The 12,400-nt window shown below is 66.1% G+C and carries 10 protein-coding genes and 1 pseudogene; 8 read left to right on the forward strand and 3 right to left on the reverse strand.

Annotation, left to right across the window (positions count from 1 at the left end):
* The 3 genes and pseudogenes from BM115_RS27330 to map all read right to left on the reverse strand — a co-directional run.
* Positions 1–596, reverse strand: a pseudogene (locus tag BM115_RS27330) (16S rRNA pseudouridylate synthase); the annotation flags it as partial.
* 30 nt (positions 597–626) lie between these two features.
* Positions 627–3,200 (reverse strand): [protein-PII] uridylyltransferase, encoded by a 2,574-nt coding sequence (locus BM115_RS19170; RefSeq protein ID WP_092297604.1) that lies wholly within the window; start codon positions 3,198–3,200, stop codon positions 627–629.
* Between the two features lie 79 nt (positions 3,201–3,279).
* Positions 3,280–4,098, reverse strand: a complete 819-nt coding sequence (map, locus tag BM115_RS19175) for a type I methionyl aminopeptidase (RefSeq protein ID WP_092297607.1) — start codon at positions 4,096–4,098, stop codon at positions 3,280–3,282.
* Between the two features lie 334 nt (positions 4,099–4,432).
* Between map and rpsB the strand changes: the two genes are divergently transcribed.
* The 8 genes from rpsB (at position 4,433) to rseP (ending at position 12,387) form a co-directional block, all read left to right on the forward strand.
* A complete protein-coding gene (gene rpsB / locus BM115_RS19180) occupies positions 4,433–5,176 on the forward strand; it encodes a 30S ribosomal protein S2 (protein ID WP_092297610.1) in 744 nt (247 codons plus the stop codon).
* Between the two features lie 253 nt (positions 5,177–5,429).
* Entirely contained in the window at positions 5,430–6,308 is an 879-nt protein-coding gene (gene tsf, locus BM115_RS19185; RefSeq protein ID WP_092297613.1) for a translation elongation factor Ts, read from the forward strand.
* Positions 6,309–6,644: 336 nt separating this feature from the next.
* On the forward strand, positions 6,645–7,355 hold the full coding sequence (pyrH, locus tag BM115_RS19190) for a UMP kinase (protein ID WP_092297616.1): 711 nt from the start codon (positions 6,645–6,647) through the stop codon (positions 7,353–7,355).
* A gap of 108 nt (positions 7,356–7,463) precedes the next feature.
* On the forward strand, positions 7,464–8,024 hold the full coding sequence (gene frr, locus BM115_RS19195; RefSeq protein ID WP_092297619.1) for a ribosome recycling factor: 561 nt from the start codon (positions 7,464–7,466) through the stop codon (positions 8,022–8,024).
* A 48-nt stretch (positions 8,025–8,072) separates the two neighbouring features.
* Entirely contained in the window at positions 8,073–8,843 is a 771-nt protein-coding gene (locus tag BM115_RS19200) for an isoprenyl transferase (RefSeq protein ID WP_092297622.1), read from the forward strand.
* 55 nt (positions 8,844–8,898) lie between these two features.
* Positions 8,899–9,720 carry a phosphatidate cytidylyltransferase gene (locus tag BM115_RS19205; protein WP_092297625.1) on the forward strand — a complete coding sequence of 274 codons (822 nt, stop codon included), beginning with the start codon at positions 8,899–8,901 and terminating at the stop codon, positions 9,718–9,720.
* A gap of 30 nt (positions 9,721–9,750) precedes the next feature.
* Entirely contained in the window at positions 9,751–10,929 is a 1,179-nt protein-coding gene (ispC, locus tag BM115_RS19210) for a 1-deoxy-D-xylulose-5-phosphate reductoisomerase (RefSeq protein WP_092297628.1), read from the forward strand.
* Between the two features lie 54 nt (positions 10,930–10,983).
* Positions 10,984–12,387 carry an RIP metalloprotease RseP gene (rseP, locus tag BM115_RS19215; protein WP_092297631.1) on the forward strand — a complete coding sequence of 468 codons (1,404 nt, stop codon included), beginning with the start codon at positions 10,984–10,986 and terminating at the stop codon, positions 12,385–12,387.
* The last annotated feature ends 13 nt before the right edge of the window (positions 12,388–12,400 follow it).

The following is a 12,400-nucleotide window of genomic DNA, read 5'->3' on the forward strand; positions in this document are numbered from 1 at the left end:
GGACGGCGGTCGTCGCCGCTGAAACCACGCTGCGGGGGACGGCGGTCATCGCCGCCGAAGCCACGTTGCGGCGGGCGGCGCTCGTCATCGCCATAACGGCGCGGCGGGCGGGCCTCGTCATCGCCGAAACGGCGGGGACGCGGCGCACCGCGATCATCGTTCCCGAAGCTGCGCTGGGGCGGACGGCGATCATCGCCGCCGAAGCCACGTTGCGGCGGGCGGCGTTCGTCATCGCCATAGCGGCGCGGCGGACGGGCTTCGTCGTCACCAAAACGACGGGGGCGGGGCGGACGGTCGTCGCCATAGCGGCGCGGCGGCCGATCCCCCTCGGGGCGCGGACGGGCAGGGCGCGCCGGGCGCTCTCCACGATCCGCCCGATCAGGCCGGGCGGCGCCCTCGGCGGGAGCGGCCTTGCGCTTGTTGCGCTCGCCCGCGCGTTCCCGCGCCTCCTTGATGCCCGTCACCACGTCCTGCACGCGCTTGCGGTTCAGGTCGGAGACGCGCACCGGGCGGGTGGGCTTGCGCGGCGCGTCCGAGGTGGACGTGGCGGTCTTGATGCCCAGCGTCTTGCGGCCGGGCGTTTTGCTGTCTGTCATATCGTTGCGTTTGCCCGACCCGCGTTGCCATCAGATGGCTAGCGCGTCGAGCAAATCCTGTTCAAGCTGAATCTGCAATCGGTTGTCGGCGGCAAGACGGCTGCCATCGACCAGGAACACGTCTTCGACGCGCTCCCCCAGGGTGTTGATGCGCGCCGAATGCACGGACACGCGATGTTGGGCCAGTACGCGGGCGATCGCGTAGAGCAGGCCGGTTCGGTCGTTGGCGGACAGGGACAGCAGGTAGAACTGCCCGCGCTCGTCGGCCCGCAGGTCCACGCGGGGCTTGATCGGGAAGCTGCGCGACTGGCGCGACAGCCGGCCCTGCGCCGGATCGGGCAGCGGGCACTCCAGCCGCAGCCGTTCCGCCAGTTCGTGTTCGACCAAAGCGAGGATGTCGCGATAGTCGCCCGCCAGGCCAGGGTCGGTCACCTGGAAGGTGTCCAGCGCGTAGCCGTGGCGTGTGGTGTGGATCTTGGCGTCCTGAATCGAGAACGCCTTCCGTTCGAAATAGCCGCAGATGCGCGCGAAGAGGTCAGGCTGGTCCTTGACGTAGACGGCAATCTGCAGGCCCTCGCCAGCCGGCGAGATGCGTGCCTTGACCACCGCCGCGTCGCTATCCACCTTGTTGAACAGATGGCGCGTGAGCCAGGCGATGTCGCGGGCATCGTGGCGCAGGAAGAACGAGACGTCGAGCTTGTCCCAGAGCGGCCTGCCCAGTTCGGGGTCGAACGCCTTGAGCCGCAACTGGGCGATGGTGTCGTCCCGGCGCTGGGCCCAGAGCGAATGCGGGTCGAGCTGCGCGCCGCCGAGCACGCGCAGGGTGATGCGGTACAGGTCTTCGAGCAGCTTGCCCTTCCAGGCATTCCACACCTTGGGGCTGGTGCCGCGGATATCGGCCACGGTCAGCAGGTAGAGCGCGGTCAGGTAGCGTTCATTGCCCACCACGCCTGCGAAGGCCTTGACCACGTCCGGATCGGTCAGGTCCTGCTTCTGCGCCACGTGGCTCATGGTCAGGTGATGCTCCACGAGCCAGGCGATCAGGTCGGTGTCCTCGCGCGAAATGCCGTGCTGCTTGCAGAAGCGGCGCGCATCGACGGTGCCGAGCTTGGAGTGGTCCCCGCCCCGGCCCTTGGCGATGTCGTGGAACAGCGCGGCCACCCAGAGCACCCACGGGCGGTCGAAGCTGGCCATCAACTGGCTGCAGAACGGGAACTCGTGCGTGTGCTCGACGATGGCGAAGCGGCGGATATTGCGCACCACCATCAGGATGTGCTGGTCCACGGTGTAGACGTGGAACAGGTCGTGCTGCATCTGGCCGACGATGCGCCGGAAATTGATCAGGTAGCGGCCCAGCACGCTGGTCTGGTTCATCAGCCGCAGCGCGTGGGTGATACCCTGCGGCTCCTGCATGATGGCCAGGAACAGGCGGCGGTTCTCGGGATCGTTGCGCCAGCTCGCGTCCATGACCGTGCGCGCGTTGTAGAGCCCGCGCAGCGTACGGGGGGAGATGCCTTTCACGCCCGGCGTGCGCTCGTAGAGCAGGAAGGTCTCCAGGATTGCGTGCGGATCGCGCTCGTACAGGTCGTCGCTGGTGATTTCCAGCATGCCCTGGCGTTCCACGAAGCGGTCGTTGATCACGCGTGTGACCTTCGATTCACTCGGAAACAGCATCGCCTCGATATTGAGCAGCAGTACGCTGTTGAGCTGCGTCACCGCCTTGGCGGCCCAGTAGAAGCGGCGCATCAACTGTTCGCTGGCGCGCTTGTGCGTGGTCTGCCGATAGCCGAAGGACTCGGCCAGCGCGGTTTGCAGGTCGAACACCAGCACGTCCTGCCGGCGGCCGGCCAGCAGGTGCAGCCGTGCGCGAATCGTGCGCAACAGGCGCTCGTTGCGGGTGAGTTCCTGCGCCTCGCGCTCGGTCAGCAGGCCGCGCTCGAACAATTCCTTCCAGCTGTCGCCGAGGCCCGCCGCCTGCGTCATCCACAGGATGACCTGCAGGTCGCGCAGGCCGCCCGGGCTTTCCTTGCAGTTGGGCTCCAGCGCGTAGGGCGTGTCCTGGTACTTGGCGTGGCGCTGGCGCATTTCCAGCAGCTTGGCCTGGAAGAAGTCGGCGGCGTCGAGGTCCGCCAGATAGCGCCGGTGCATGTCGGCGAACAGTGCTTTGTTGCCGATCAGCAGGCGCGCTTCGAGCAGCGAGGTGCGGATGGTGATGTCGCCCGCCGCCTCGCGCAGGCAGTCGTCGACGGTACGCACCGACGAGCCGATCTCGAGTCCCAGGTCCCAGCACAGGCCGATGAAGCGCTCCAGCTTGCCCGCCATCTCCGCGTCCGGCTCGGCCGGCAGCAGGAGCAGCACGTCCACGTCGGAATGCGGGAACAGCTCGCCACGGCCATAGCCACCCACCGCCACCAGCGCGGCGCTGGCGGGCAACTCCAGGCCGGTCCAGGCATCGATCAGCGCGGCATCCACCGCACGGCGTAGCCGCGTGACCAGCGGATTGACCTGATTGTGCGCGTCGAATTCGGCGAAGAGCGCTTGCTTGTCGGCGCGCAGCTTGTCGCGGATGCGCTGGCAAAGCAGGAGTTCCGGCGTGGTGTCCATGGTGGGGGCGGTGTGGGTCGCGGGCACGGCTGGAAGTAGAAAGGGCGCCGCGGTCGGCGCCCTGGCGGTCAACGCGGCGTCAGGCCGCGACGGGTTCGGTAATGAAGGCCGGCGGCACGGGCGAGCCGGCCGACAGCGTCAGCACCTCGAAGCCGGTGTCCGTCACCAGCACGGTGTGCTCCCACTGCGCGGACAGGCTGCGGTCACGCGTCTTCACGGTCCACTGGTCGGGCATGGTGCGGATGTCGCGCTTGCCGGCGTTGATCATCGGCTCGACGGTGAAGATCATGCCGGACTTGATCTCGGTGCCCGTGTTGGGGCGGCCATAGTGCAGCACCTGCGGGTCCGAGTGGAACACCTTGCCGATGCCGTGGCCGCAGTACTCGCGCACCACGCTGTAGCCGGAAGCTTCGGCGTGCACCTGGATGGCATGGCCGATATCGCCCAGGCGTGCGCCATTGCGCACTTGCTGGATACCCTTCCACATGCACTCGTAGGTAACCTGCGCCAGGCGCTTGGCCAGGATCGAACCCTCGCCCACGATGAACATGCGGCTGGTGTCGCCGTAATAGCCTTCCTTCGTGATTACGGTGATATCGAGATTCACCGCGTCGCCGCTCTTGAGCACGCGGTCGCCCGGAATGCCGTGGCAGATCACGTCGTTGACCGAGGTGCAGATCGCGCCGGGGAAGGGCGGGTAGCCCGGCGGCGCGTAGTTCAGCGGCGCCGGCACGGTGCCTTGCACGTCACGCATATAGGCGTGGCAGAGCTTGTCGAGTTCGCCCGTGGTCACTCCGGGGACGATATGGGGCGTGATGTAGTCGAGGACCTCGGAGGCAAGGCGGCAAGCCACGCGCATTTGGGCGATGTCTTCGGCGGTATTCAGGTGGATGCTCATGCTGCTTCGCCAGAAATAAGTGACGGCGGGGCCGCGGGCCGCGCCGGTAATCGATTCGCAAAGTGGGATTATCGCACCATCGCGCCCCGAAAGCAGGGATTTGGCGGCGCCCGGGCCAAGAATTGGCGGGCTGGCGGGTGCGCGAGGGGCCAGACAGGGCTTGAGCCCGACGCCATTTTGTTGCTACAATCGCGGGCTGACTTGCTGCTGGCTGATGCCGGTGGCGGGTCGGGAAGCAAATTTTATTAGTAAATCGCTGGTCCGCCCATCCGGGGTGTTCCTTTTCAGGAATGTCGGGGCGGACTTCAGACCTAACCCTATTGGAGTACCTCTCATGTCCGTGACTATGCGCGAAATGCTGGAAGCCGGTTGCCACTTTGGCCACCAAACCCGCTTCTGGAACCCGAAGATGGCCCCCTTCATCTTCGGTCATCGCAACAAGATCCACATTATCAACCTCGAAAAGACCCTGCCGATGTTCCAGGACGCGATGAAGTACGTGCGTCAACTGGCAGCAAACCGCGGTAGCGTGCTTTTCGTGGGTACCAAGCGTCAATCGCGCGAAATCCTGGCTGAAGAAGCTGGCCGCGCTGGCATGCCCTACGTCGACGCCCGCTGGCTCGGCGGCATGCTGACGAACTTCAAGACCGTCAAGATCTCGATCAAGCGCCTGAAGGACATGGAAGCCGCCAAGGAAGCCGGCGCGCTGGACACCATGAGCAAGAAGGAAGCGCTGATGTTCGAGCGCGAGATGGCCAAGCTGGAAAAGTCCATCGGCGGCATCAAGGACATGGGCGGCGTGCCTGACGCCATCTTCGTGGTGGACGTGGGCTACCACAAGATCGCCGTGACGGAAGCCGCCAAGCTGGGCATCCCCGTGATCGGCGTGGTTGACACGAACCACTCGCCGGAAGGCATCGATTACGTGATCCCGGGTAACGACGACTCGAGCAAGGCCGTGGCCCTGTACGTGCGCGGCGTGGCCGACGCCATCCTGGAAGGCCGCGCCAATGCGGTTCAAGAAGTGGTGGAAGCTGCACGTGGCGGCGACGAATTCGTCGAAGTCCAGGAAGGCTGATTGCCCGCTGGCGCCTGAGGCCGGGGTACACCGGCCGCCGGCGCCCGCCTTGCGGCACATGGAAAAGGGGGCACTTCTGGCGCCCCCTTTTTGCAAACTGCGAAACGCAGTGCGCCGCAAGCTGAAACTGACTTTGTTGTCATCCGCCGCGAATACGATTCGCCGCGGGTGAGCCGGACCCAAGTTGATCAGACACCGGCGGGTGTCCCGGAAGCAGGCGGGACATCGGCCCGAACCAATCAAGGAGTGACAAATGGCGGCAATTACCGCAAGCATGGTTGCAGAACTGCGCGCGAAGACCGACGCGCCGATGATGGAATGCAAGAAGGCCCTGACGGAAGCCAATGGCGACCTGGACAAGGCTGAAGAGCTGCTGCGCGTCAAGCTGGGCAACAAGGCCAGCAAGGCTGCGTCGCGCGTGACCGCCGAAGGCGTGGTGGCCTCGTACATCGACGGCACGACCGGCGTCCTGGTCGAGCTGAACTGCGAAACCGACTTCGTGTCGAAGAACGACGACTTCCTGGCTTTCTCGGCCAAGGTCGCCGAACTGATCGCCAAGCAGAACCCGGCTGACGTGGCTGCCCTGTCGGCGCTGGAAATCGACGGCGTGTCGGTGGAAACCACCCGTGCCGCGCTGATCGGCAAGATCGGCGAGAACCTGACGATCCGCCGCTTCACCCGCTACGCCAATGGCGGCAAGCTGGTGTCGTACCTGCACGGCACGCGCATCGGCGTGATGGTCGAGTTCGACGGCGACGAAACCGCTGCCAAGGACGTGGCCATGCACGTGGCCGCCATGAAGCCGGTGTCGCTGTCGTCGGACCAGGTGCCCGCCGAGCTGATCGCCAAGGAGCGCAGCATCGCCGAGCAGAAGGCTGCCGAGTCGGGCAAGCCGGCCGAGATCGTCGCCAAGATGGTCGAAGGCTCGGTCCAGAAGTACCTGAAGGAAGTCTCGCTGTTCAACCAGCCGTTCGTGAAGAACGACAAGCAGACCGTCGAGCAGATGCTGAAGGCCGTCAACACCACGGTGAAGGGTTTCACCCTGTACGTGGTGGGCGAGGGCATCGAGAAGAAGCAGGACGACTTCGCTGCTGAAGTGGCCGCCCAGGTGGCTGCCGCCCAGAAGGGCTGATCGTCAGGGTGGGGGAGCGGCCTTTTTCGTTAAGGGCCGATTCCGCCACCGTATAATGCCGAGGGGCGCCGCAAGGTGCCCCTCTGCACAAGCGCGTCAGGCAGAACGCCGGGCGCCGCGGCTGTATCAGTCGATTTCCGCAGTCACCTGCATGTTAGGCGAGGTTCGCGTAACGATGCCGGCAGATGACAGCGAAAACCGGCTTCGAGCTGTCCCGCAATTCCGTATTTCCGCGCGGCCCTGAGCCGAGCCGGGGTCACAAGCCCCGGCAGCCCGGCTCGCGCGCGCCAATCCATCCGTTCGAACGAGCGATCAAGAACCAGCCCGAGGGTGAACATGCCAGCCTACAAGCGCGTCCTACTTAAACTTTCCGGTGAGGCCCTGATGGGCGACGATGCCTTCGGCATCAACCGCGCCACCATCGAGGGCATGGTCAACGACATTGCCGAGATCGTGAAGCTGGGCGTCCAGGTCGCCGTGGTCATCGGCGGCGGCAACATCTTCCGTGGCGTGGCCGGCGGCGCCGCCGGCATGGACCGTGCCACGGCCGACTACATGGGCATGCTGGCCACCATGATGAACGCGCTGGCCCTGCAGGACGCCATGCGCCACGCGAATATCGAAGGCCGCGTGCAATCGGCGCTGCGCATGGACCAGGTGGTCGAGCCTTATATCCGCCCGCGCGCCATCCGCCAGCTGGAAGAGGGCAAGGTCGTGATTTTCGCGGCCGGCACCGGCAACCCGTTCTTCACCACCGACACCGCCGCCGCGCTGCGCGGCGCGGAAATCGGCGCGGAAGTCGTGCTCAAGGCCACCAAGGTGGACGGCGTGTACACGGCCGACCCCAAGAAGGACCCCAGCGCCACGCGCTACACCACCATCACGTTCGACGAGGCCATCTCGCGCAACCTGCAGGTCATGGACGCCACGGCCTTCGCGCTGTGCCGCGACCAGAAGCTGCCGATCAAGGTGTTCTCCATCGTCAAGCCGGGTGCGCTGAAGCGCGTGATCCTCGGCGAAGACGAAGGTACGCTGGTGCACGTATGACGACGGCGGGCCGCGTCACAATGCGGATTCGGCCCGGCCTGAGAGTAGAATGATTCATTTTCGATCCCGTCCGGCGGGATCCTGTCTGGCTGATTTCCGGAGGTAAACATGAGCGTCGCCGACACAAAGAAGAGCGCCGAGCAGAAGATGCAGAAGTCGATCGAAGCCTTCAGGGCCGATCTGGCGAAAATTCGTACCGGTCGTGCCCACACCGGTCTGCTCGATCACGTCCAGGTGGACTACTACGGCTCGATGGTGCCGATCAGCCAGGTGGCCAATGTCGGCCTGGCCGATGCGCGCACGATCAGCGTGCAGCCCTGGGAGAAGAAGATGGTGGGCGCGGTGGAAAAAGCCATCCGCGACGCCGACCTGGGCCTGAACCCGGCCACCATGGGTGAAACCATCCGTGTGCCGATGCCCGCACTGACCGAAGAGCGCCGCAAGGAGCTGACGAAGGTGGTCAAGGGCGAGGCCGAAGGTGCCAAGGTGGCCGTGCGCAACCTGCGCCGCGACGCCATGGAGCAGTTCAAGAAGCTCGTCAAGGACAAGACCATTTCCGAGGACGACGAGCGCCGCGGCCAGGATGAAGTCCAGAAGCTGACGGACAAGTTCGTGGCCGAGATCGACAAGCTCGTGGCCGAAAAAGAAAAGGAGATCATGACGGTCTGACGGCCGCCCGGCGGGAACCCCGCCGGCTCCGTCCCCGTCCGCGAATCCATGCAGCACATCAGTTCGACGCTCGGCGTTCCCGATACCACTTACGTGCCCCGCCACGTTGCCATCATCATGGATGGCAACGGCCGTTGGGCGACCCAGCGTCATCTGCCCCGCGTGGCAGGCCACAGCCGTGGCCTGGACGCGGTACGCGCGGTGGTGGAGGCCTGTGCCACCCGCGGCGTGCAGTTCCTCACGCTGTTCGCGTTCAGTTCGGAGAACTGGCGCCGTCCGGCGGATGAGGTGTCGTTCCTGATGCGCCTGTTCATGACCGCCTTGCGCCGCGAGGTGGTCAAGATGCATGCCAATGACATCCGCGTGCGCGTGGTGGGCGACCTCGGGCGCTTCAGCCCGCGCATCCAGCAGCTGATCCGCGATGCGGAGGCCCGCACCGCCGGCAATACCGGCCTGACGGTGACCATCGCCGCGAACTACGGCGGCCGCTGGGACCTGCTTCAGGCCATGCGCAAGATGCTGGCCCGCTCGCCGATGCTCGACCCGGATGCCATCGACGAGGCTGTGCTGGCGCCGCACCTGGCGATGTCCTATGCGCCCGAGCCGGACCTGTTCATTCGCACCGGCGGCGAGCAGCGCATCAGCAATTTCCTGCTATGGCAGCTCGCGTATTCCGAGCTGTACTTCACCGATACCTACTGGCCCGATTTCGACGCCGCCGAGCTGGACAAGGCTTTCGCCTCGTACCGGCAGCGCGAGCGGCGCTTTGGCCGGACCAGCGCCCAACTGGTGGCGCCCGGTCTGTCTGGTACGGCCTGAGCGGCTCGCCGCGACCGGCCTGTCCTGATCCCACCTTCAAAGGAAACCGCAGCGCATGCTCATCACCCGCGTCATTACCGCCCTGTGCCTGTTGCTGTTGATCCTGCCGATCCTGTTCCTGGCGCCCGTGATGTGGCTGGCGGGGCTGATCGCCGTGATCGTGCTGCTGGCCGGATGGGAGTTCGGGCGACTGATCGGGCTGCGCCGTTTCTGGCCCTACGTCTACGCGGTGGCCTGCCTGCTGGTGCTGATTTACTTCCATGACGCGCCCGAACGCCGTGCCATCCATTTCCTGCTGGCCGCCGCGTTGGTGGCCTGGGGCGTGGCGCTGGTGCTGCTGGCACGGGGCGTGCGCAAGGCGACGCCGGGGTTCACGGTGCTTGGCGCCATCCTTGGGCTGATCATGCTGCCAGCGTTCGGTCACGCCGTGATGGTGCTGCGGGCCGAAGGCATCGCGGTACTGCTGTCGGCGGCCGTGCTGGTCTGGGCGGCCGATATCGGCGCCTATTTCGTCGGCAAGGCCATCGGCAAGCGCAAACTGGCGCCAACCATCAGCCCGGGCAAGTCCTGGGAGGGTGCGGTTGGCGGCTGGCTGCTGGTGATGATCGTGGCCGTGGCGCTTGGCACCACCCATGCCTTCGCACCGACCTGGTTTTCGCGCGTCGCCGATCAGGGTGGGCTGGGGCTGATGATCGGCCTCTCCACGCTGCTCGTGGCGGCCAGCGTTATCGGCGACCTGTTCGAGTCGCTGCTCAAGCGTCAGATCGGCAAGAAGGACAGCAGCCGGCTGCTGCCCGGGCACGGCGGCGTACTCGATCGCATCGACGCGCTCATTCCGGTGTTCCCGCTGGCGGCGCTGCTGCTGGCCTGGATGTGATCACAATCTGAATTTGGTTATCTGGTTCCTATGCAACGCATTACCATCCTGGGCGCCACGGGCTCCATCGGCGAAAGCACACTCGACGTAGTGCGTCGGCATCCGGACCGCTACACCGTGCATGCGTTGAGCGCCCACCGTCAGGTGGAGAAGCTGGCAGCGGCCTGCGTGGAATTCCGCCCGGCGCGTGCCGTGGTGGGCTCCGCCGATGCGGCACGCCAGCTCGAGACGCTGCTGCGCGATGCCGGCGTAAAGACCGAGGTCAGCTACGGCGAAGCCGCGCTGGAGTCGATCGCCGCCGATGACGGCACCGATGCCGTGATGGCCGCCATCGTCGGCGCGGCCGGGCTCCGTTCCTCGCTCGCCGCCGCACGGGCGGGCAAGCGCGTGCTGCTGGCCAACAAGGAATCGCTGGTCATGTCGGGCGCCATCTTCATGGACGCGGTGCGCGAGCACGGCGCCACGCTGCTGCCCATCGACAGTGAACACAACGCGATCTTCCAGTGCCTGCCGACCAGCGACCCGCGCTACGGCGCGGGCGTGTCCAAGGTGCTGCTAACCGCGTCGGGTGGCCCGTTCCGGACGCGTGATCCGTCCACCTTGCACGACATCACGCCCGATCAGGCCTGCGCCCACCCCAAATGGGTGATGGGCCGCAAGATCTCGGTGGATTCCGCCACGATGATGAACAAGGGGCTCGAGGTCATCGAGGCCCATTGGCTGTTCGGCGCTCCGGCGGACAAGATCGAGGTGCTGATCCACCCGCAAAGCATCGTTCATTCGATGGTGGCGTACGCCGATGGTTCGGTGCTCGCCCAGCTTGGCAACCCCGACATGCGCACGCCCATCGCCTATGGCATGGCGTACCCGGAGCGGATCGACTCCGGGGTGAGCCCGCTCGACCTGACCGTCGCCGGCGGCCTGCATTTTGAGATTCCTGACCTTGATCGCTTCCCCTGCCTGGGGCTAGCCTTTGATGCATTGCGCGCGGGCGGGCTAGCCCCCGCCGTGCTGAACGCCGCGAACGAGGTGGCCGTGGAGGCCTTCCTCGGCGGGGCGATCCGATTTACCGATATTGCCCGCGTGGTAGCCGGCGTGCTCGAGCAGCCGCAGTCTGGCTCGGCCGAGACACTCGAAGGCGTGCTGGCGGCCGATGCTGCGGCACGGCGTGCCGCGCAGGCATTGCTGACGCGGCTGGCCAGCCGCTAAGTAGGTAGCGCCGTCGCGCCTCGGCGCGGCTAGCTCTGGAGAGGGTGATTTGTCATGCAGACCGTAATTGCGTTCGTCGTCGCCCTGTGCATTCTGATTTTCGTGCACGAGATGGGGCACTACCTGGCCGCTCGCGCGTGCGGCGTCAAGGTGTTGCGGTTCTCGATCGGCTTCGGCCGGTCGTTGGCGCGCTGGACCAGCAAGGGGCCTGACCGCACCGAGTGGACGCTCGCCGCGATCCCCCTGGGCGGCTACGTCAAGATGCTCGACGAGCGCGAGCGGGACCCCGAGACCGATCCCCCCATCCCCCCGGAAGACTTGCCGCGCGCGTTCAACCGGCAGCCGGTGGGCAAGCGCTTCGTGATCGTCGCAGCCGGGCCGGTGGCCAACTTTGCGCTGGCCATCCTTCTATATATAGTGCTGTTCGCCGGCGGCATGCGCGAGCCGGTACCCCTGGTGGCAACCCCCGCGGCCGGCACCGTGGCTGCCCAGGCCGGTGTGCGGGACGGCGACCGCGTTTTGTCGCTGACCGCCAACGACCGGACCGAGCCGGTCCAGTCCTGGAATGACCTCCGCATGGCCGTGTTCGCCGAAGGTTTTGGCGACGCCAGCGCCGTGCTGCGCGTGCGCGGCACCGATGGGGCCGAGCGCGACATCCGGCTGCCTCGCCTGCCCAATACCGGCGGCAATCCCGAACAGGACCCGCTGGCCACGCTCGGCCTGTACCTGAAGGGCGGGCCGGTTACGATTACGGAAATCGTGCCGGATTCGGCGGCGCAGCGGGCTGGGCTGAAGGCCGGCGACCGTGTGGTGGCATGGCAGGGCCAGCCCCTGACGCAGGCGAGCGAGCTGATCCGCGCGGTACGGGCGCGGCCGGGCGAGCAGGTCACGCTGGGCATAGAACGTAATGGGCAGCGGCTGGATGTGCCGGTCAAGCTGGACGCAGCCCCGGCCCCGGACGGTGCGAAGGACGCCAGCGGGGCGGCGGCAGGCCCCACGGGCAAGCTGGGCGCCGCGCTGAACCAGGCGGTGCAGACCGAGATCGTCCGCTACGCGCCGTGGCAGGCCGTGGTGCGGGCAGCCGACCAGGTCTGGAGCACCAGCACGCTGTCCCTGAAACTGCTCGGCAAGATGCTGGTGGGGCAGGCGTCATTGCAGAATCTGAGCGGCCCGCTCACGGTGGCGGACTACGCCGGCCGTGCCGCCAACATGGGTTGGCAGCCGTTTATCAGCTTCCTGGCGCTGGTCAGCGTCAGCCTCGGTGTGCTCAATTTGTTACCCATTCCGGTTCTGGATGGGGGGCATTTGCTGTATTATTGCGTGGAATTTTTGACTGGCAGGCCCGTACCAGATCACTGGCAGGCGATGCTGCAGAAGGTCGGCATCGCGTGCATCTTGCTCCTGACCTCACTCGCTTTGTTCAATGACGTCAGCCGACTGTTTCTTGCGCGCGGCTAGATCCGCGTAGCCG

The sequence above is a fragment of the Cupriavidus sp. OV096 genome (assembly GCF_900115455.1).
Classification (GTDB): Bacteria; Pseudomonadota; Gammaproteobacteria; order Burkholderiales; family Burkholderiaceae; genus Cupriavidus.

Bases quoted from the DNA above. Each gene is read 5' to 3' on its own strand.
- BM115_RS19170 (WP_092297604.1), bottom strand. From the start codon at position 3,200: ATGGACACCACGCCGGAACTCCTGCTTTGCCAGCGCATCCGCGACAAG.
- map (WP_092297607.1), bottom strand. From the start codon at position 4,098: ATGAGCATCCACCTGAATACCGCCGAAGACATCGCCCAAATGCGCGTG.
- rpsB (WP_092297610.1), top strand. From the start codon at position 4,433: ATGTCCGTGACTATGCGCGAAATGCTGGAAGCCGGTTGCCACTTTGGC.
- tsf (WP_092297613.1), top strand. From the start codon at position 5,430: ATGGCGGCAATTACCGCAAGCATGGTTGCAGAACTGCGCGCGAAGACC.
- pyrH (WP_092297616.1), top strand. From the start codon at position 6,645: ATGCCAGCCTACAAGCGCGTCCTACTTAAACTTTCCGGTGAGGCCCTG.
- frr (WP_092297619.1), top strand. From the start codon at position 7,464: ATGAGCGTCGCCGACACAAAGAAGAGCGCCGAGCAGAAGATGCAGAAG.
- BM115_RS19200 (WP_092297622.1), top strand. From the start codon at position 8,073: ATGCAGCACATCAGTTCGACGCTCGGCGTTCCCGATACCACTTACGTG.
- BM115_RS19205 (WP_092297625.1), top strand. From the start codon at position 8,899: ATGCTCATCACCCGCGTCATTACCGCCCTGTGCCTGTTGCTGTTGATC.
- ispC (WP_092297628.1), top strand. From the start codon at position 9,751: ATGCAACGCATTACCATCCTGGGCGCCACGGGCTCCATCGGCGAAAGC.
- rseP (WP_092297631.1), top strand. From the start codon at position 10,984: ATGCAGACCGTAATTGCGTTCGTCGTCGCCCTGTGCATTCTGATTTTC.